Annotated in this window: 20 protein-coding genes; 13 read left to right on the top strand and 7 right to left on the bottom strand. The window is 68.2% G+C overall.

Annotated features, from left to right (window positions below; all coding sequences use genetic code 11):
- Positions 1-92 precede the first annotated feature (92 nt).
- Entirely contained in the window at positions 93-530 is a 438-nt protein-coding gene (locus AC1DVU_RS04605) for an HNH endonuclease (RefSeq protein ID WP_476921246.1), read from the bottom strand.
- 235 nt (positions 531-765) lie between these two features.
- Here AC1DVU_RS04605 and AC1DVU_RS04600 point away from each other — a divergent pair, with 235 nt between their 5' ends.
- From AC1DVU_RS04600 to AC1DVU_RS04585, 4 genes are all read left to right on the top strand, one after another.
- A complete protein-coding gene (locus tag AC1DVU_RS04600) occupies positions 766-2,268 on the top strand; it encodes an MDR family MFS transporter (protein ID WP_476921245.1) in 1,503 nt (500 codons plus the stop codon).
- 75 nt (positions 2,269-2,343) lie between these two features.
- A complete protein-coding gene (locus tag AC1DVU_RS04595) occupies positions 2,344-4,032 on the top strand; it encodes a circularly permuted type 2 ATP-grasp protein (RefSeq protein ID WP_476921244.1) in 1,689 nt (562 codons plus the stop codon).
- The gene (locus AC1DVU_RS04590; protein ID WP_476921243.1) at positions 4,026-4,952 is read left to right on the top strand and encodes an alpha-E domain-containing protein; all 927 of its coding nucleotides are present in this window, start codon (positions 4,026-4,028) and stop codon (positions 4,950-4,952) included. The genes AC1DVU_RS04595 and AC1DVU_RS04590 overlap by 7 nt, the downstream gene beginning before the upstream one ends.
- A 2-nt stretch (positions 4,953-4,954) precedes the next feature.
- Entirely contained in the window at positions 4,955-5,788 is an 834-nt protein-coding gene (locus AC1DVU_RS04585) for a transglutaminase family protein (protein ID WP_476921594.1), read from the top strand.
- Here AC1DVU_RS04585 and AC1DVU_RS04580 read toward each other — a convergent pair.
- Positions 5,785-6,723 carry a D-2-hydroxyacid dehydrogenase family protein gene (locus AC1DVU_RS04580; protein WP_476921242.1) on the bottom strand — a complete coding sequence of 313 codons (939 nt, stop codon included), beginning with the start codon at positions 6,721-6,723 and terminating at the stop codon, positions 5,785-5,787. The two genes, AC1DVU_RS04585 and AC1DVU_RS04580, sit on opposite strands and share 4 nt — an antisense overlap.
- Positions 6,724-6,761: 38 nt before the next feature.
- Between AC1DVU_RS04580 and AC1DVU_RS04575 the strand changes: the two genes are divergently transcribed.
- The gene (locus AC1DVU_RS04575; protein ID WP_476921241.1) at positions 6,762-7,337 is read left to right on the top strand and encodes a CG0192-related protein; all 576 of its coding nucleotides are present in this window, start codon (positions 6,762-6,764) and stop codon (positions 7,335-7,337) included.
- Here AC1DVU_RS04575 and AC1DVU_RS04570 read toward each other — a convergent pair whose 3' ends face one another.
- Positions 7,338-7,907 (bottom strand): NIPSNAP family protein, encoded by a 570-nt coding sequence (locus tag AC1DVU_RS04570; RefSeq protein WP_476921240.1) that lies wholly within the window; start codon positions 7,905-7,907, stop codon positions 7,338-7,340.
- 53 nt (positions 7,908-7,960) lie between these two features.
- Between AC1DVU_RS04570 and AC1DVU_RS04565 the strand changes: the two genes are divergently transcribed.
- Positions 7,961-9,028 carry an aldo/keto reductase gene (locus AC1DVU_RS04565; RefSeq protein WP_476921239.1) on the top strand — a complete coding sequence of 356 codons (1,068 nt, stop codon included), beginning with the start codon at positions 7,961-7,963 and terminating at the stop codon, positions 9,026-9,028.
- 92 nt (positions 9,029-9,120) lie between these two features.
- Here AC1DVU_RS04565 and AC1DVU_RS04560 read toward each other — a convergent pair whose 3' ends face one another.
- Positions 9,121-9,696 carry an MOSC domain-containing protein gene (locus AC1DVU_RS04560; RefSeq protein ID WP_476921238.1) on the bottom strand — a complete coding sequence of 192 codons (576 nt, stop codon included), beginning with the start codon at positions 9,694-9,696 and terminating at the stop codon, positions 9,121-9,123.
- A 138-nt stretch (positions 9,697-9,834) separates the two neighbouring features.
- Between AC1DVU_RS04560 and AC1DVU_RS04555 the strand changes: the two genes are divergently transcribed.
- Positions 9,835-10,593, top strand: a complete 759-nt coding sequence (locus AC1DVU_RS04555; RefSeq protein ID WP_476921237.1) for an ABC transporter ATP-binding protein — start codon at positions 9,835-9,837, stop codon at positions 10,591-10,593.
- Positions 10,594-13,143 carry an ABC transporter permease gene (locus AC1DVU_RS04550; protein ID WP_476921236.1) on the top strand — a complete coding sequence of 850 codons (2,550 nt, stop codon included), beginning with the start codon at positions 10,594-10,596 and terminating at the stop codon, positions 13,141-13,143.
- A 69-nt stretch (positions 13,144-13,212) separates the two neighbouring features.
- On the opposite strand, the gene AC1DVU_RS04545 is transcribed toward AC1DVU_RS04550, so the two are convergent.
- The 3 genes from AC1DVU_RS04545 to AC1DVU_RS04535 form a co-directional block, all read right to left on the bottom strand.
- Entirely contained in the window at positions 13,213-14,433 is a 1,221-nt protein-coding gene (locus AC1DVU_RS04545) for an RNA polymerase sigma factor (RefSeq protein WP_476921235.1), read from the bottom strand.
- 2 nt (positions 14,434-14,435) lie between these two features.
- Complete coding sequence (locus AC1DVU_RS04540) at positions 14,436-14,783, bottom strand: YciI family protein (RefSeq protein WP_476921234.1); 348 nt, start codon at positions 14,781-14,783, stop codon at positions 14,436-14,438.
- A gap of 96 nt (positions 14,784-14,879) precedes the next feature.
- On the bottom strand, positions 14,880-15,752 hold the full coding sequence (locus tag AC1DVU_RS04535; protein ID WP_476921233.1) for a TIGR03619 family F420-dependent LLM class oxidoreductase: 873 nt from the start codon (positions 15,750-15,752) through the stop codon (positions 14,880-14,882).
- Between the two features lie 72 nt (positions 15,753-15,824).
- On the opposite strand from AC1DVU_RS04535, the gene AC1DVU_RS04530 reads away from it, so the two are divergent.
- From AC1DVU_RS04530 to rplI, 5 genes are all read left to right on the top strand, one after another.
- Positions 15,825-16,250: a nuclear transport factor 2 family protein gene (locus tag AC1DVU_RS04530; RefSeq protein ID WP_476921232.1), complete on the top strand. Its 426-nt coding sequence runs from the start codon at positions 15,825-15,827 to the stop codon at positions 16,248-16,250.
- A 137-nt stretch (positions 16,251-16,387) separates the two neighbouring features.
- Complete coding sequence (rpsF, locus tag AC1DVU_RS04525) at positions 16,388-16,678, top strand: 30S ribosomal protein S6 (RefSeq protein WP_056215410.1); 291 nt, start codon at positions 16,388-16,390, stop codon at positions 16,676-16,678.
- Between the two features lie 109 nt (positions 16,679-16,787).
- Positions 16,788-17,312, top strand: coding sequence for a single-stranded DNA-binding protein (locus AC1DVU_RS04520; protein WP_332663093.1), 525 nt, complete (start codon positions 16,788-16,790; stop codon positions 17,310-17,312).
- Between the two features lie 30 nt (positions 17,313-17,342).
- Positions 17,343-17,579 (top strand): 30S ribosomal protein S18, encoded by a 237-nt coding sequence (rpsR, locus tag AC1DVU_RS04515; RefSeq protein WP_332663096.1) that lies wholly within the window; start codon positions 17,343-17,345, stop codon positions 17,577-17,579.
- Positions 17,580-17,589: 10 nt separating this feature from the next.
- Positions 17,590-18,036 carry a 50S ribosomal protein L9 gene (gene rplI / locus AC1DVU_RS04510; RefSeq protein ID WP_476921231.1) on the top strand — a complete coding sequence of 149 codons (447 nt, stop codon included), beginning with the start codon at positions 17,590-17,592 and terminating at the stop codon, positions 18,034-18,036.
- Positions 18,037-18,052 lie beyond the last annotated feature (16 nt).

Genomic DNA, 18,052 nt, shown 5'->3' with positions numbered 1-18,052 from the left:
CCCTACCTCCGCTGACGCGTGGGTTGCGCCCGCTGACGCGTGGGTTGCGCCCGCTGACGCGTGGGTTGCGTCGGGTGACGCGGTGAACTGATCTAGGCGACGACGATGAACCTGGGTTGCCTGGGGGTGACCAAAAGAGTCATGCCTGCCTCGGCGGGCGTGCGGTTGGCCTTGCGGTGGTTGCACTTGATGCACGCGGCGACGGCGTTGTCCCACGTCAGCGTCCCGCCGCGGCTGCGCGGCACGATGTGGTCGACCGTCTCGGCCCGACCACCGCAGTAGGCGCACATCTTGTCGCGGGCCTTGATCGCGCTCTTGGTGCACAGGTTGGAGCGCCGGTGCATCCAACGGGTCACGACGTAGCGGACGAGCCGCAGCACCTTGGGCACCGGGAATGGGCCGAAAGAGCCGCCGGCCTCCTCCTCGATGACGGCTACCTCACGCACGAGCATCTTGATAGCGTGGCGTATCGAGACACGCTGCAGCGGTTCGTAGCTTGCGTTGAGCACCAACACGTACGACTCCGCCATCGCTGGCCCCTTTCTGATCGAAAGCGTATCCGGTGGCACAGGCAAATGCTCCAAAAGAAGTCGAATCTCAACCCAGTGTCGCTTCGCGGGACACGCGCAGAGCGGCATGGGTTGGCGGCCGATGTGCGTCGGTCAAAAAAATGTCTGACCCGAATGTCGAAATGGTGACTACACATTCGTCGTATTGATGAGGGTGGTCGACCGGCCCCCAGCACACCGAATCAAAGGACCAGCCATGACCGCTCACACAGAGGGGACGCCCGAGGCGTCGACAGGCGCCGAGCTCGAGGAGTTCGAGGCCGAGTTCAGCCCAGCTCCTGACCAGACGGTTGACACGGGCAAGACCCCACTCGTCATCAAGCTCCTGGTCGCCGCGACGTTCGTCGTGATCCTCAACGAGACGATCATGATCAACGCGATGCCGCGCCTCATGGCCGACTTCGACGTGACGGCGCGCACCGCACAGTGGATCTCGTCGATCTTCATGTTGACGATGGCCGCAGTGATCCCGGTGACCGGCTGGTTCTTGCAGCGCGTGACCACCCGCGCCGCCTACACGATCGCGATGACGACGTTCGGGATCGGCACGATCATCTGCGGCACGGCGCCGATCTTCGAGATGCTGCTGGTCGGGCGCGCGGTTCAGGCTGCGGGCACCGCGGTGATGATGCCGCTCCTGATGACCACGGTCATGACGGTCGTGCCCGAGCAGGCCAGGGGCCGGGTCATGGGCAATATGATGCTCGCGATCTCGGTCGCGCCGGCCATGGGTCCGGCTCTGTCCGGGCTCATCCTGCAGCTCGGTTCGTGGAGACTGATCTTCGCCTTCGTTCTGCCCGTGGCGGCCATCGTCTCGGTGCTCAGCCTGCGCCACCTCAAGAGCGTCGGCGAGACCAACACCGCACCGGTCAGCTGGTTCAGCGTCGTCGTCGCTGCGCTCGGCTTCGGTGCGTTGGTCTACGGTCTCAGCGAGGTCGGCGCCCGCAGCACTGGCCAGCTGACGCTGCTGATCGGCGCCGGCACCGCTCTGGTGGCACTGTTCACGTTCTGGCAGCTGCGCCTGCAGCGCGTCGGCAGCCCGCTGCTCGACCTGCGGGCGTTCAAGCACCGCACGTTCACCGTGACCCTGGCCTTGATGTCGACCGCCTTCATGGCGTTCCTCGGTTCGATGATCCTGTTGCCGCTCTACCTGCAGGACCTGCGCGGACTGTCGGCGATCCAGACCGGCCTCCTCGTGATGCCGGGCGGGCTGGCCATGGGACTCCTTGGCCCGCGCGTCGGCGCCCTCTACGACAAGGTCGGCGCTCGGCCGCTCGTGATCCCCGGCTCCGTCCTCATGGTCGCCGCGTTGTTCACGATGAGCCGCGTCATCGACGCCGACACCCCGTACGCGCTGCTCCTCGGCCTGCACATCCTGCTGATGGTCAGCCTTGCGTCGATCTTCACTCCGGTGTTCACCCTTGGTCTGGGCGCACTGCCGCCTGAGCTCTACTCGCACGGCAGCTCGATCCTCGGCACCCTGCAGCAGGTTGCCGGTGCAGTCGGGACCGCGGCCCTCGTCGTGATTCTCGAGAACCGCTCGGAGAGCCTCGTGTCTGGCGGGTCAACGGCGAACGAGGCTTTCGTCGGAGGACTGCAGTGGGCGTTCATCGCCGGCTCGGTGTTTGGAGCGGTCGTCATCGCGCTCTCGCTGCTCCTGCCGGCCAAGGCCGACCAGCCTGCGGGTCCGGCGCACTAGGTCAACACCGCCTCGGCCGGGCGAGCGGCCGGGGCGGAAACACGCCGTTAGCAAATCTGTCCTACGGTAGACCGCGTGGACATCCCCGAGCTCTTCGACGGATACGGACCCGTCGCGGGGTTCGACGAGATGTTCGCGGACGCCGAGGTCCGGTCCAACTACACCCAGGTCCATGAGTCCTTCGAGAAGATGGGCGCCGAGGAGATTCGGCTGCGGGCCGACTCGCTCGCCTCGTCCTACCTCGAGCAGGGCGTCACGTTCGGCGTCGCCGGCGAGGAGCGACCGTTCCCGCTCGACATCGTCCCCCGGCTGATCGAGGCCGAGGACTGGGAGCACGTGGAGCGCGGGGTACGCCAGCGGGTGCTCGCACTCGAGGCATTCCTCGCAGACGCCTACGGTTCGGGCGAGCTGTTCGCGGACGGCGTCGTCCCCCGCGCCACGGTCATGACCTCGCCACACTTCCACCGAGTCGTCGCCGGGCTCGAGCCCGCCAACGGCGTACGCGTGCACGTGGCCGGGGTCGACCTGATCCGTGACGGCAACGGCGACTTCCGCGTGCTCGAGGACAACGTCCGCGTGCCGTCCGGCGTCTCGTACGTCATGACCAACCGCCGGGCACTCTCGGCGGCGCTGCCCGAGGTGTTCGCCGACCATCGGATCCGCCCGGTGTCGCAGTATTCCCGGCAGCTGCTCGCAGCGCTGCGCAAGGCGGCGCCGGCCGGCGTCAACGATCCGACCGTCGTCGTCCTGACTCCGGGCGTCTACAACTCGGCCTACTTCGAGCACACCTTGCTGGCCCGCACGATGGGCGTCGAGCTCGTCGAGGGCCGCGACCTCGTGTGCCGGTCCGGCCGGGTCCTGATGCGTACGACCAACGGCCTCGAGCCGGTCGACGTGATCTATCGGCGCATCGACGACGACTTCCTCGACCCCGTGCAGTTCCGCGCCGATTCGGCCCTCGGCGTCCCCGGGATCATCAACGCCGCGCGGGCCGGACACGTGACGATCGCCAATGCGGTCGGCAACGGCGTCGCCGACGACAAGTTGCTCTACACGTACGTGCCCGACCTGATCCGCTACTACCTGTCGGAGGAGCCGATCCTGCGCAACGTCGACACCTGGCGGATGGGCGAGCCGGAGCAGCGCGAAGAGGTGCTCGACCGCCTCGACGAGCTCGTGCTCAAGCCGGTCGACGGGTCCGGGGGCAAGGGCATCGTGATCGGGCCGGCCGCCTCGCGCGAGGAGCTCGACGAGCTGCGCGGCAAGATCCTGCTCGACCCGCGTGCCTGGATCGCCCAGCCCGTCGTCTCGCTGTCGACCGTGCCGACGCTGGTCGAGGACGGCATACGCCCGCGCCACGTCGACCTGCGTCCGTTCGCGGTGCACGACGGCGACGATGTCTTCGTGCTGCCCGGCGGGCTGACCCGCGTCGCGCTGCCGGAGGGCGAGCTGATCGTCAACTCGAGCCGCGGTGGTGGGTCGAAGGACACCTGGGTCCTGGCCAGTCCGACCGATCCCGAGGACGAGGGCGAGGGCGCACCCGCCGCGAGCCGCGTCGCCGGCACGACGCAGTCCGCCGGTCCGGCGATCGACGGCGGCACGAAAGATGTCCACGTGCAGGAGCAGGAGCAGCAGCAACAGCAACAGAGCCGTGAGGGTGGTTTCGAGGCTCCGCTTCGCTCCGCACCTCAACCACCGGTGGTTGAGGTGCGGAGGCCGCCCGCGGCCGAAGCCTCGAAACCACCAGAGGCGACGCCATGCTGAGCCGCATCGCGCAGTCGCTGTTCTGGATCGGCCGCTACCTCGAGCGTGCCGACGACACCGCCCGCATCCTCGACGTCCAGATGCAGGTGCTGATCGAGGACCCCGGCATGGACGAGCGCACGTCGTGCGAGCAGCTCCTCTCGGTCATGGGCGTCGAGGACTACACCGGCAACCCCAACCGCTGGATGATCCTCGACCTGCTGGCGCACAACGCCGACTCGCCGGTCTCGATCGCAGCAGCGATCGGCGCCGCGCGCGAGAGCGCGCGCCGTGCCCGCGAGACCCTCTCGACCGACATCTGGGCCGCGATCAACACGACGTGGCGCGGCCTGCCGACTGCCCGGGCGATGCGATCGCCCGACATGTTCGCGTGGGTGCGCAACCGCACCGCGATGATCTCCGGCATCGCCGACTCGACCATGACTCGCGACGAGGGCTGGCAGTTCTACATGCTCGGCCGCAGCATCGAGCGGGTCGACATGACCGCTCGGCTCCTGTCGACTGCAGCGCTGGCGTCCGGACCGCAGGTCGCCTGGCCCACGACGCTGCGAGCCTGTGGAGCGTACGAGTCGTTCATCCGCGCCTACCGCGGCATCGAGGCCGACCGCCAGGCCGCCGAGTTCCTGCTGCTCGACCGCTGGTTCCCGCGCTCGATCGTGTCGTCGCTGGCGCAGGCCGAGAAGGCGCTGACCAAGCTCGAGCGAAGCGGCCAGCGTACGGGCTTCAGCGACGAGGCCCAGCGACTGCTCGGCCGGGCCCGGACCGAGCTGGAGTACCGCCCGCTCGCCGACATCGTGTTCGACCTGCCGGTCGAGATGGAGCGGCTGCAACGCAGCTGCGCCGCCGCGAGCGATGCGGTGACGGCGCGCTATTTCGCGGAGTACGAGGAGCACACCTGGAGCGGAGGCGTCCTTCTGTGAACATGCAGATGCGGATCCGGCACACGACGGGCTACCACTACGAGCGAGGCGCGGCCGCGTCGTTCAACGAGGCACGGATGACGCCGATGACGACGTCGGAGCAGTACGTCCTGCGTTCGCGCCTCGAGATCACGCCGACGCCGTGGAGCTATGAGTACCGCGACTACTGGGGCACGACCGTGACGTCGTTCGAGGTGCAGGACCCGCACACCGACCTGACGGTCGTGGCGACGGCGACGGTGGAGACGCAGGAGCACCCGCCCCGGCCACACTCGGCGTCCTGGGACGACCTGCTCACGGTGCAGGACGAGTACTGCGAGTTCCTCGAGCTCTCCTCCTGGGTGGCGCCGGCACCGTCCCTGCTGACCGAGCTGGCGCCCATCCGCGCCGACGCCGCGACCCCCGGCGAGTACGCCCTGGCCGCGGCCGGCTTCCTGCACGACCGGGTCAAGTACCTGCCGGGCAGCACCGAGGTCACGACGACCGCCGCCGACGCATGGGACAGCAAGAACGGCGTGTGCCAGGATTTCGCCCACCTGACGCTCGGCGTGCTGCGCGAGGCGCGCATCCCCGCGCGATATGTCTCCGGCTACCTCCACCCATCGCCGGATCCGGTGATCGGCGAGTCGATCGCGGGCGAGTCACATGCGTGGATCGAGTGGTGGGACGGCGAGTGGGTCGGCTGGGACCCGACCAACGGCATCACCCCCGGACCACGCCACGTCGTGGTCGCGAAGGGACGCGACTACGGCGACAGCCCGCCGCTGCGCGGGATCTTCTCGACGGCGGGCGGCTCCGAGCTGTTCGTCGAGGTCGAGATCACTCGTCTGCGTTAATCGAGCACCCGGACGGGCGCACCCGCCTGCCAGGCCGCGATGTCCTTGACCGCCTCACGGAAGAACACGTCGTAGCCGTCGACGGTCACGTAGCCGAGGTGCGGCGTCAGTACCGTACGAGGTGCGGTGCGCAGCGGGTCCTCGGCGGGCAGCGGCTCCGTGTCGTAGACGTCGATCGCGGCACCGGCGATGCGCCCCGCGTGCAGCGCGTCCAGCAGTGCCGCGGTGTCGACGAGCGGCCCGCGCGAGGTGTTGACCAGGTACGCGGTGGGGCGCATCGCGGCGATCTCTGCCTCGCCGACGATGTGGTGCGTGCGTGCGCTCGACACCAGGTGGATCGTCACGACGTCGGACTCGGCCATCAGCTCGGCCTTGGACACCGGGCGTATGCCGAGGGACCGGGCGTGCTCGGCGTCGAGGTTCTGCGACCAGGCCGCGACCTCCATCCCGAACGCCTGACCGATCGCTGCGACCCGTGAGCCGAGCCGGCCGAGGCCCATGACGCCGAGGGTGCCGCCGGCGAGGCCGGTGCCGACGGTCTTCTGCCAGCCACCGTCGCGCATCGACCGGTCCTCGGCCGGAATGTGCCGCACCGCCGCGAGGATCAGCGCCCAGGTGTGCTCGACCGTCGACGAGGCGAGCCCGCCGGTGCCGCACACCGGGATGCCGCGTTCGCGGGCTGCGGCGACGTCGATCGATGCGTTGCGTCGCCCGGTCGTCACGATCAGCTGCAACGCGGGCAGCTGGGCCAGGAGCTCGGCGGTGATCGGCGTACGCTCGCGCATCGCGACGACGACCTGTGCGTGCTGGAGTGCCGCGACGAGGTCGGCACCCTCGAGGTGGCGGTCGAGGAAGGTCACCTCGGCGCCGAGGGAGTCCCAGTCGGCATGCGTCGCCGCCACCTGCTGGTAGTCATCGAGCACCACGATCTGCATGGGGCCATCGTGTCAGGTGGCTCCGATAGGTTCGGGTCATGGCGATCCTGCACGGCGATGCCGACATCACCCCGACCAAGCCCGAGCTGCTCGCGACCTGGCTGCCGACCCAGCCGTGGTTCAGCGGGGACGTCTCGGCGCTGCAGCACCTCGGCTCCTATCGCTTCGACGACCCCCACGGCGAGGTCGGCATGGAGACCCACCTCGTACGTGCTGGTGACGGGCCGACCTTTCAGGTGCCGTGGACCTATCGCGGCGCGCCGCTCGATGGCGCCGACTCGTTCCTGGTCGGCACGATGGACCACACCGTGCTGGGTCCTCGTTGGATCTATGACGCGATCGGCGACCCGGTCTATCAGGCGGTGCTCGCCGCGACGATCCTGACCGGGGGCACCCAGGCCGAGCTCGTCCGGGAGTTCGCCGACGGCCACACCGAGATCGCGGAGCCGGCCGTTCGGGTCAAGGGCAGCGGCAGCGGGTCGCACGTCCCGCCGGTCGGGCTCGAGGTCCGCCGCGTGCTCGACGGCACGGCGCCCGAGGGCGACGAGGTGCTGACCGGCACGTGGGCCGGAGTCGCCGAGCCTGTCGTGCTGGCGGTCGCACGCTTGCTCTGATCAGCGCAGCACGCTGCGGGTCGTCGGTGCGAGCCGCAGCCGCTGGAGCTCGTCTCCCGGCAGGCCGTCACCGCCGAGCGCCACGATCACGCGATCGTCGCGAACAGGCAGCCGGAAGTCGTTGGGACCCGGGTGGGTCAGCAGCACATCTCCGCCTCCGGCATCGATCGCCGCGACGAGCGCGGAATCCTCGACGTCGGAGCTGACCGCCCACACCCGGATGGCGAGCTCGCCGAACACGGACACCGGCATGCCCGGTTTGCCCGGGCGCGGCTGCAGCATCAGCACGTCGTCGGAGTCGACCAGGTCGGCGTTGGTCTCGTCACCCCACGCGGCCCACACCGGCCCGCCGTAGAACGCCGCCAACGATGTGGCTCGCTCGCCGAGCGACGCGAAGCCGCGGAACCACACGAACCGGTCGGGATCGTCGAGGTCGATGAACGTGCCGAGGACATGGATGCCGACGGCCTCCTGAGTGTCCAGGAACTCGCGCTCGAATCGCTCGATGAAACCGTCACGGGTGCCCGGCTTGAGGGTGTACTGGCGGAGCTCGATGACCTGGTCGACCATGCCCCGAACGTACGACCTGGTGACGACATTTCGCAGCGGACTAGCGTGGTGCCATGACCGACAGCGCCTCGTTCGCCGACCCTGTTCCCGAGATCCACCGCCCCTATGTCGCCGCGGAGGATCGCTACACGCACTGGGACTATCGCCGGGTCGGCCGCTCGGGCCTGTTCCTGCCGCCGCTGTCTTTGGGCCTCTGGTGGAACTTCGGTGACAACTTCCCGTTCGACAACCAGCGCGCCGTGCTGCGCCACGCCTTCGACAACGGCATCACGCACTTCGACCTGGCCAACAACTACGGCCCGCCGTACGGCTCGGCGGAGGAGAACTTCGGGCGCATGATGCGCACGGACTTCAAGGCGTACCGGAACGAGCTGATCCTCTCGACCAAGGCCGGCTACGACATGTGGCCGGGACCCTACGGCAACTTCGGCTCGCGGAAGTACCTCTTCGCAAGCCTCGAGGAGTCACTCGCGCGCATGTCGGTCGACCACGTCGACATCTTCTACTCGCACCGCGCCGACCCGGGCACGCCGCTTGAGGAGACCATCGGTGCGCTCGACGCTATCGTCCGCCAGGGCAAGGCTCGGTATGCGGGCATCTCGTCGTACTCGCCTGAGCGCACCTCTGAGGCGGTCGCGATCGCCAACAGCCTCGGCACGCCGATCGTGATCCACCAGCCGTCGTACTCGATGATCAACCGCTGGATCGAGGAGGGACTGACGACCGTTCTCGACGAGCACGGCGTCGGCTCGATCGGCTTCGGTTCGCTGGCGCAGGGCCTGCTGTCGGACCGGTACGTCGAGAGTGCCGACCCTGAGCGGTCGCAGAAGCGCGGCTCGTTCAACCAGTCGATGGCCAACGAGGACAACCGCAAGCGCCTCAAGGGTCTCGCCGCGATCGCGAAGAAGCGCGGCCAGACCCTCGCCCAGATGGCGATCTCGTGGACGCTTCGTCCCGGTGGCGTGACCTCGGCGCTGATCGGCGTCTCGTCGGTCGAGCAGCTCGACGAGAACCTCAAGGCCGCGCAACGCCTCGACTTCACCGACGAGGAGCTTGCCGAGATCGACTCGTACGCCGTCGAGGCCGGCATCAACATCTGGGCGGCCAGCTCCGACGTCTGACCTCGGACTTCTCCGGGCAAGCCGCCACTCCTCCGGGCAGATTTGCCTGGTGAAGTGGCGGTTTACCACGTTCTCCTGGTAAACCGCGGCGGCTAGACCGTCGGGGCGGACTTGATGCGGCGGGTCAGCTCCTCGGGCGGGATCGGCGTGATGTCGGCGATTGTCGCCGGGCCGACCGACAGCTCGCCGTCGTCGAGCGGCTCGCAGCGGATGCCGGCATGTCCACGAAGCGCCTTGTGTGCGCCCGGTGCGTAGACCGTGTTCATCCACGCACACGGGTTGGCCGGCGTCATCGACCGGAACCGGATCGGCCCATGGCCGGCGTCGAGGGTGAAGGTCGTACGCGCGAGGGCGTCGACATCGAGCCCGCGGGTGACCAGGTTGCGCCGGGCCAGGGCCGGATCGAACGGCGTGTTCGCGAGCGGGAAGAGCCCGTCCGCGGCGATGTCACGCTCGAGCTGCTCGATGCTCTCCGCCGCGATCAGGGTCATCGCGGCGAACGCGAACCGCGTGCCGAAGTAGCGATCGCCCACGAGGCCCTTGTGCGCCCGCACGCGTACGGACTCGACCAGCTCGTCCCCGATGTCGTACGGATCAGGACCGTCCGCCGGTCGGCCCTCGTAGCGGCGCACGGGCGACACCAGCAGCGACACGATCTCGAAGTCCACCCCACGACCGTACTCACCGACCCGTGAGGTCGTGACGGATGTCAGGGTCAGGACAGGACTTTCACCCACCGACGTGACCGGCCGGCGCCGATAGGTTTGACCTACCGCGACGCACCAACCCATCGATCAGGAGATCCCATGACCGAGGCACCCACCCGCACGGTCGCCGCCCGGACGACCGACCTGACAAAGGTCTACGGCAAGGACGACGCCGAGGTCCGGGCGCTCGACGGCGTCAGCGTCGAAATGTATGGCGGCGAGTTCACCGCCGTCATGGGCCCGTCCGGCTCCGGCAAGTCGACCCTGATGCACTGCATGGCGGCCCTCGACACCCCGACGAGCGGCAATGTCGAGGTCGGGGACATCGAGCTGGCGACCCTCAAGGACAAGGCGCTGACCGAGCTGCGACGCGACCGGATCGGCTTCGTGTTCCAGGCGTTCAACCTCGTGCCGACGCTGACGGCGGAGGAGAACATCCTCCTGCCGCTGTCGATCGCCGGCCGCAAGCCCGACGAGGGCTGGTACGACACCGTGATCGACACCGTCGGGCTGCGCGACCGGCTTCGCCACCGCCCGCACGAGATGTCCGGCGGCCAGCAGCAGCGCGTCGCCTGCGCCCGTGCACTGGTCAGCCGCCCGTCGATCGTGTTCGCGGACGAGCCGACCGGCAACCTCGACTCGACTTCCGGTGCGGAGGTGCTGGGCTTCCTGCGCCGGAGCGCGACCGAGTTCGGGCAGACCATCGTGATGGTGACGCATGACCCGATCGCCGCGTCCTACACCGACCGCGTCATCTTCCTCGCCGACGGCCTGGTCGTCGACGAGATGCGGTCGCCGACGGCCGACTCGGTGCTCGAGCACATGACGGCGCTGCAGACGCGCGCCCTGGAGTCCTGAATGCTGCGGGTCACGCTGCGCAACCTCCTCGCCCGCAAGCTGCGGCTGCTGCTCAGCGCGTTCGCGATCGTGCTCGGCGTCGCGTTCCTGTCGGGCTCGCTGATCTTCACCGACACGATGGGCAAGAGCTTCGACAACATCGTCAACGGCTCGGTCAGCGACGCGACCGTACGACTGACCGGCCTCGACACCAGTGGCGGGTTCACCGACGCGATCAACATCGACAACCGGACGATCCCGGCGTCGCTCGTGCCGCAGCTCGCGGACGCGCCAGGTGTGGCTCGCGCCGACGGGTCGGTCGACGGGCAGGGACTGTTCGTCGTCAAGAAGAACGGCAAGCTGCTCGGCGGCACCGGCGCGCCGACACTCTCGTTCAACTTCAGCGACGCCCCCAACGCCAATGGCGACACGTCGGTGCGGATCGCGAAGGGCCGGGCGCCCCGCGGCGGAGAGGTGGCGATCGACGAGAAGTCAGCCAAGTCGGCCGGCTACGCCATCGGCGACACGGTCAAGATGGTCACCGCCGGCAACCAGCCGAGGTTCGAGGCCACCCTGGTCGGCTATGCGGAGTTCACCGGCGGCGGCCTGGCCGGTGCGAGCTTGGTCTTCTTCGACACCCGGACGGCGCAGGACCTGTTCCTGGGTGGCAAGGACGCCTACACCAGCATCGGGCTGACAGCCGAGGACGGCGTCAGCCAGCAACAGGTCGTCAACGCGGTCAAGCCGCTCCTGCCCAAGGACGCCGAGGCGATCACCGGCAAGAAGGTCGCCGACGAGGTCAAGAGCATCGTCAACACCGTCCTCGGGTTCCTCAACACGTTCCTGCTGATCTTCGCCGCGATCGCCCTGGTGGTCGGGACCTTCCTGATCATCAACACCTTCTCGATCCTCGTCGCGCAGCGAAGCCGCGAGCTGGCCCTGCTGCGCGCGCTCGGCGCCTCCCGGCCACAGGTCACGAGGTCGGTCCTGGTCGAGGCCGCGGTCGTCGGGCTGATCGGCTCGACTCTCGGCCTGGGCGTCGGGTTCGGACTCGCGGCCGCCCTCCGCGCGTTGTTCGCCAACTTCGGGCTCGACCTCACCGGCAGCCCGCTCATCTTCGAGGCGGAGACGGCCGTCGTCTCGTACGTCGTGGGGGTCCTCGTCACGATGTTCGCGGCCTACCTGCCGGCCCGCCGGGCATCACGCATCGCGCCGGTCGCCGCGATGCGCGACGACGTGGCCCTCCCGGAAGGCTCCATCCGGCGTCGGCTCGTGGTCGGCGTGGTCCTCGCGATCCTGGGCGTCGCGCTGCTGACGACCGGGCTGATCGGTGAGGGCTCGTCGGGAGCGTCCCAGGTCGGCCTCGGCATCTTCGCGATCCTGATCGCGATCGCCCTGATGAGCCCGGTGCTCGCCGTGCCGGTCCTGGTCGCGATGGGCCGGGTCTACCGACGGTTGTTCGGCACGGTCGGCCAGCTGGCGACGCAGAACTCGCTGCGCAACCCCAGACGTACGGCCGCGACTGCCTCGGCGCTCATGATCGGCCTCGCGCTGGTGACGACGATGTCGGTGCTGGGCGCCTCGATCAACAAGTCGATCGACGTCGGGGTCAAGAAGGAGTTCACCAGCGACTACCTCGTGTCCAACGCGATCGGCCAGCCCTTCTCGCCGGCGATCGCCACCGACATCAAGGCCGTCGACGGCGTCAAGACCGTGGCGCCGACCCAGGTCGCCTCGGCCAAGATCGACGGCGACCGGACCAACATCACGGCCGGCGACTCCCGCGCACTCGGCGAGATCTTCGACATCGACTACGTCAAGGGCGGGCCGGCCCTCGAGGACGGCCAGATCGCGCTCAACGAGGACAAGGCGGACTCGTTGGGCGCCAAGGTCGGCGACACCGTCAAGCTCGGCTTCGCCTCCGGCAAGGTGCCGCTCACGGTGGTCGGCATCTACAAGTCCACGTATGTCGTCGCCAACGCGATCACGCCGTTCTCGACGATCACGGCCGGACAGGTGCAACGCGCCGACTCCACGATCGCGATCAACGCGGGTGACGGCGTCGACCAGGCCGCCCTGGGCAAGCGCCTGGAGGAGGCCACCAAGGCGTTCCCGACCGTGACGGTGCAGAACCAGGACGACTTCTCCAAGGCGCAGCGGTCGCAGGTCGACCAGCTGCTCTACCTGATCTATGCCCTGCTCGGGCTCGCGATCATCATCGCGGTGCTCGGCATCGTCAACACGCTCGCGCTGAGCGTCATCGAGCGTACGCGTGAGGTCGGGCTCCTGCGGGCTGTCGGCCTGAGCCGCAGCCAGCTGCGCCGCATGGTGCGGCTCGAGGCCATCGCGATCGCGGTCCTCGGAGCACTGCTGGGCATCGCGGCCGGGCTGCTGTTCGGCATCGTGCTGCAGAAGGCGGTCGCCGACCAGGGCATCACGGACCTCGCGATCCCGTGGACGCGGCTGGTGGTGTTCGTCGTCATTGCCGGGCTCGTCGGCGTGCTCGCAGCTGTGCTGCCGGCCCGTCGCGCGGCCAGGCTCAACGTGCTGAGAGCCATCACGACGGAGTAGCTGGACCAGATGTCGGCGCTTCTGTACCTCCGGAGCCCCTTGCCCGCCCCACAGGTGCCGACATCCTGGTCAGCAACCGAGCGCCGCGAGCCGACGCTCCAGGTGGCGGCGGTCGGCGGCCGGAGGATCGCAGGCGACCGCGGCGTCGAACGCTGCCGCAGCCTCGCTCGTACGGCCGAGGCGCAGGAGCAGCTCGGCCCGGCAGGCGTGCCACAGATGGAAGCGGTCGAGGCCAGAGAGCTGGTCGAGCTCGTCGAGCCCGGCTTGCGCCCCGTCCCGTTCGCCGACCGCCACAGCGCGGTTGAGCCGGACGACGTCGGTCGGCGTCAGCTCGAGCAGCCGGTCATACAGCGCGATGATGTCGCTCCAGTCGGTCTCGGCGTACGACTTCGCTGTCGCGTGGCACGCCGCGATCGCCGCCTCCAGCTCGAACCGTCCGGCCCGGTGCCGGGATCGCCGTAGTGCGCCCTCGACCAGCGCAGCGCCCTCGGCGATGCGGCTGGCGTCCCAGCGCGACCGGTCCTGGTCGGCGATCAGCACGAGCTCGCCCTCGGCGTCGGCACGCGTCACCCGCCGGGCATCCGTCAGCAGCATGAGGGCGAGCAGGCCCTGCAAGGAGGACTCGTCCGGCATCAGCTCGACGAGGAGCCGTCCGAGCCGGATCGCCTCGTCGCACAGCTGCGGGCGTACGGGCTCGTCGCCGCCGGCGATCCCTGCGGTGAAGAGCAGGTAGACCGTCGTCGCCACGGCCTCGAGCCGCTCGGGGAGCTCGGCGGCGGGCGGGATCCGGTAGGGGATGCCGGCGACCGCGATCTTGTGCTTCGCCCGCGTGAGCCGTCGGGCCATCGCTCCCTCGGTCGTGAGCATCAGCTTCGCCGTGTCGGCAACGCTGAGACCGCACAGCGTCGTGAGGCTCAGCGTCGTCTGGGTCGCCAGCGAGAGCGCCGGGTGGCAACAGGTGAAGACCAGGCGCAGCTGGTCGTCGCGGACGACGGAGTCGGGGACGTCGTTCGGGCCGCCGAGCAGGTCCATCGCCCGCACCTCCTTGTCGCCCCGTCCCGCCTCGCGCCGGATCGTGTCGAGCGCCTTGCGCCGGGCGACCGTGGTCAGCCAGGCCCGCGGATTGTCGGGTATGCCGTCGGTCTGCCAGTGCTCCAAGGCCGCGATCGCCGCCTCCTGGACGGCGTCCTCGGCGATCGTGATGCTGCCGGTCGTACGGATGAGGGTCGCCAGGACGCGACGACCCTCATCCCGCACGAGATCGGCCAGGACCGACGACGGCTCGGACACGCTCAGTCGAACTGGATGACCGGCCGCAGCTCGATCGCGCCGTCCCAGGCACCGGGGATCTCGGAGGCGATCGCCACGGCCCCGTCGAGGTCGTCGGCCTCGATGAGGTAGAAACCGGCGAGGACCTCGCGTGCCTCGACGAAGGGTCCGTCGGTCGTCACGACGTCACCGCCTCGGCCGCCCTGGACCCGCACGACGGTCGCGGTCGAGGTCGGGTGGAGGGCCGCACCGCCGCGAATCGTGGCGGCCTGGTTCTCGCTGAACTCGGCGTACGCCTTGGTCGTCTCCGCCTCCTCGGGGGACGTCCAGTCGCCGTCATGGGTGTAGATGAGTGCTGCGTACTGGGTCATGTCAGGGCCTTTCGGGTGGCGTACGTTCCCTGTGAACGTCTCACCCAGGGGACGACCGAAACAGGCCCGATCGGACATCTGTGAATGTGATCTGGGTCACATCTTGTGGATGATGCTCTCCGCGTACTGCTCGAGGTGCTTGATCTTGGTCTCGAGGGGCTCGGTGTCGGGGCCCTTGATGTACGGGATCCGGAACCCGACGATGCAGTCGGTGACGCCCTTGTCCTCCAGGCGCTTGATGCCGTCGAGGTCGTACGCGTCGTAGGAGATGACGTGGACCTCGAAGTCGTCGCGGGTGTCGCCCTCCTCCTCGCGGATCTCCGCCAAACGGGCGAGCAGCCGGTCGAGCTCCTCACCGTCACCGCCGGCGTGCATCCAGCCGTCGCCCTTGCGCACGGCACGCCGCAGCGCGTTGTCGACGTGGCCGCCGACCAGCAAGGGGATCTTCTCCGTCGGCGCAGGGCACTGCTTGAGCTCGTCGATCTCGTAGAACTCGCCGTGATAGCCGAAGAACTCCCCGGTCGTCAGGCCGCGCAGGATGTCCATGCACTCGTCCATCCGCTTGCCGCGCCGGGCCCAGTCGACCTGCAGGTTGGCGAAGTCCTCGGGCCACGGCGAGATGCCGACGCCGAGCCCCAGCCGGTTGTCCGACAAGAACGCGAGGGACGATGCCTGCTTGGCGACGAGCACCGGCGGGCGTACCGGCAGCTTCAGCACGAACGGTGTGAGCCGCAGCGTCGTGGTGACCGCGAACAGGTGCGCGCAGAGCACCATCGCCTCGATGAACTCCTTGCCCTCGAGGAACTCCCGGTCGCCGGTGTCGGTGTAGGGGTACTTCGAGTCCGACTCCTTGGGATAGATCAACGAGTCGGCGACGGTCATCGAGGTGTAGCCGGCTGCCTCGGCGGCCTGGGCCAGCGGGGCGTAGTACTTCGCCTGGGTCATGGCCTCGGCGTAGGTGAATCGCATCCGGAACTCTTTTCGGTTGTTGAAGCTTGTCGAAATATAGAACGTGTTCTTGTTTTCTGCCACAGTGCTGATGTGAACCTTCAGGAGATCAGCGACCGCATCGAGATCGGCGACGTGCTCATTCGCTACACGCGCGCCATCGACACCTTCGACTGGGACAGGCTCGACACGGTCTTCACGCCCGATGCCGAGATCGACTACACCGAGTCCGGCGGCATCGCCGGGTCGTACGAGGAGGCCAAGCCGTGGCTCGCCGAGGTGCTCCCGGCGTTCTTCCGCAAGCTGATGCACACGCTGGGACAGGTCGACGTCGAGCTCCGGGGCGACGAGGCCGACGTGACGGCGTACTTCCACAACCCGATGACGATGGAAGACGGCGCCGGTGGCGAGAAGGTCGTCGAGATCGGCGGGCTCTATCACCACACCATGACGCGTACGCCTGACGGCTGGCGCAGCCGCAAGCTCCACGAGGAAGTCGTCTGGAAGCGCAACATCTGAGAGCGGCAACCTGTGAGATCGCAGGACGATTAGCCGCGCGTGCCGGTGTTCCCGTAGACTTCTGCGGTTGCCAGTTGGCAGCCCACTCCTGCTACGGAGGCCCCGTAGCCGTTTAGTCCGAAGGAGACTGAATGTCATTGCGCCCGTACGAAGTCATGATCATCCTCGATCCTGATCTCGAAGAACGTACCGTCGCCCCCAGCCTGGACACGTACCTCAACGTCGTGCGCCAGGACGGCGGCTCCGTCGACAACGTCGACGTGTGGGGCAAGCGTCGTCTTGCCTACGAGATCAACAAGAAGAACGAGGGCATCTACGCCGTCGTCCAGCTCCAGGCGGAGCCGGCCACGGTCAAGGAGCTCGATCGTCAGCTCACGCTCAACGAGTCGGTTGTGCGTACGAAGGTCACACGTCCCGACGTGAAGTAGGCCCGACCCCAAGGACAGAGATGTCCACAAGGACCGCACGCGACCTCGCAAGGTGTCGCACCACTGCGGTTCACTGGAGTCAGACACCCCAAACCCGAAAGGCTGCGTCATGGCAGGCGAAACCGTCATCACCGTCATCGGCAACCTCACCGACGACCCGGAGCTCAAGTTCACTCCTTCGGGCGCCGCGGTTGCCAACTTCACCGTTGCGTCGACGCCTCGTACGTTCGACCGCCAGACCAACGAGTGGAAGGACGGCGACGCGCTGTTCATCCGCTGCGCCGCATGGCGTCAGCTGGCTGAGAACGTCGCGGAGTCGCTGCAGAAAGGTCAGCGCGTCATCGTGACGGGCGCCCTGCGCATTCGCAACTTCGAACGCCAGGACGGATCGAAGGGCACGAGCGTCGAGATCAATGTCGACGAGATCGGCCCCTCGCTGCGCTACGCCACTGCCAAGGTCACCAAGGCCAACCGCTCCGGCGGTGGCGACTTCGGTGGCGGCCAGGGCGGCGGCGGCAACGCCGGTGGCGGCGGAGCTGCGCAGAGCAACCCGTGGTCGACGCAGCCCGCGGCACAGGGTGGGTCTGACGCCTGGGGCGGCAACGCCGGCACGACCGACGAGCCCCCCTTCTAAACACACGTCAGCATCAAGTTCAGGAGCAACATGGCAAAGCCAGTAGTCCGGAAGCCGAAGAAGAAGAGCAACCCGCTCACCGCGGCCAAGGTCACCGAAATCGATTACAAGGACACCGCGCTTCTGCGCAAGTTCATCTCGGACCGCGGCAAGATCCGCGCGCGCCGGGTCACGGGTGTCACCGTCCAGGAGCAGCGTCTCATCGCCAAGGCCATCAAGAACGCCCGCGAGATGGCTCTGCTTCCCTACACCTCGACCAGCCGCTAAGGAGGTTCTGATGAAGCTCATCCTCACCCACGAGGTCACCAACCTCGGAGCCCCCGGCGACATCGTCGAGGTCAAGGGCGGCTACGGCCGCAACTTCCTGCTGCCGCGCAACTTCGCCATCCGTTGGTCGAAGGGCGCTGCCAAGCAGGTCGAGTCGATCAAGGCCGCGCGCGAGGCGCACGCGGTCCACGACCTCGAAGAAGCCCAGAGCATCAAGGGCAACCTCGAGGCCAACCCGATCAACGTCTCGGTCAACGCCGGTGCCGGTGGCCGCCTGTTCGGCGCCGTCACGGTCTCCGACATCGCCGAGGCCCTGGCCGCGGTCGGTGCCAAGGTCGACAAGCGTCGCATCGAGGTCGGCAACCCGATCAAGTCGCTCGGCGCCCACACGGTGTCCGTACGCGTCCACCCCGACGTGAGCGCGCAGGTCAAGCTCAACGTCGTCGCGTCCAAGTAGTCCACCTCAGGCGGGT

Source organism: Aeromicrobium sp. P2_G6, assembly GCF_056403535.1.
Note: the sequence above shows the minus strand (reverse complement) of the source record. Positions and strands in the feature narration are given on the sequence as shown.

Bases quoted from the DNA above. Each gene is read 5' to 3' on its own strand.
- AC1DVU_RS04605 (WP_476921246.1), bottom strand. From the start codon at position 530: ATGGCGGAGTCGTACGTGTTGGTGCTCAACGCAAGCTACGAACCGCTG.
- AC1DVU_RS04600 (WP_476921245.1), top strand. From the start codon at position 766: ATGACCGCTCACACAGAGGGGACGCCCGAGGCGTCGACAGGCGCCGAG.
- AC1DVU_RS04590 (WP_476921243.1), top strand. From the start codon at position 4,026: ATGCTGAGCCGCATCGCGCAGTCGCTGTTCTGGATCGGCCGCTACCTC.
- AC1DVU_RS04585 (WP_476921594.1), top strand. From the start codon at position 4,955: ATGCAGATGCGGATCCGGCACACGACGGGCTACCACTACGAGCGAGGC.
- AC1DVU_RS04580 (WP_476921242.1), bottom strand. From the start codon at position 6,723: ATGCAGATCGTGGTGCTCGATGACTACCAGCAGGTGGCGGCGACGCAT.
- AC1DVU_RS04575 (WP_476921241.1), top strand. From the start codon at position 6,762: ATGGCGATCCTGCACGGCGATGCCGACATCACCCCGACCAAGCCCGAG.
- AC1DVU_RS04570 (WP_476921240.1), bottom strand. From the start codon at position 7,907: ATGGTCGACCAGGTCATCGAGCTCCGCCAGTACACCCTCAAGCCGGGC.
- AC1DVU_RS04565 (WP_476921239.1), top strand. From the start codon at position 7,961: ATGACCGACAGCGCCTCGTTCGCCGACCCTGTTCCCGAGATCCACCGC.
- AC1DVU_RS04555 (WP_476921237.1), top strand. From the start codon at position 9,835: ATGACCGAGGCACCCACCCGCACGGTCGCCGCCCGGACGACCGACCTG.
- AC1DVU_RS04550 (WP_476921236.1), top strand. From the start codon at position 10,594: ATGCTGCGGGTCACGCTGCGCAACCTCCTCGCCCGCAAGCTGCGGCTG.
- AC1DVU_RS04540 (WP_476921234.1), bottom strand. From the start codon at position 14,783: ATGACCCAGTACGCAGCACTCATCTACACCCATGACGGCGACTGGACG.
- AC1DVU_RS04535 (WP_476921233.1), bottom strand. From the start codon at position 15,752: ATGCGATTCACCTACGCCGAGGCCATGACCCAGGCGAAGTACTACGCC.
- AC1DVU_RS04520 (WP_332663093.1), top strand. From the start codon at position 16,788: ATGGCAGGCGAAACCGTCATCACCGTCATCGGCAACCTCACCGACGAC.
- rpsR (WP_332663096.1), top strand. From the start codon at position 17,343: ATGGCAAAGCCAGTAGTCCGGAAGCCGAAGAAGAAGAGCAACCCGCTC.
- rplI (WP_476921231.1), top strand. From the start codon at position 17,590: ATGAAGCTCATCCTCACCCACGAGGTCACCAACCTCGGAGCCCCCGGC.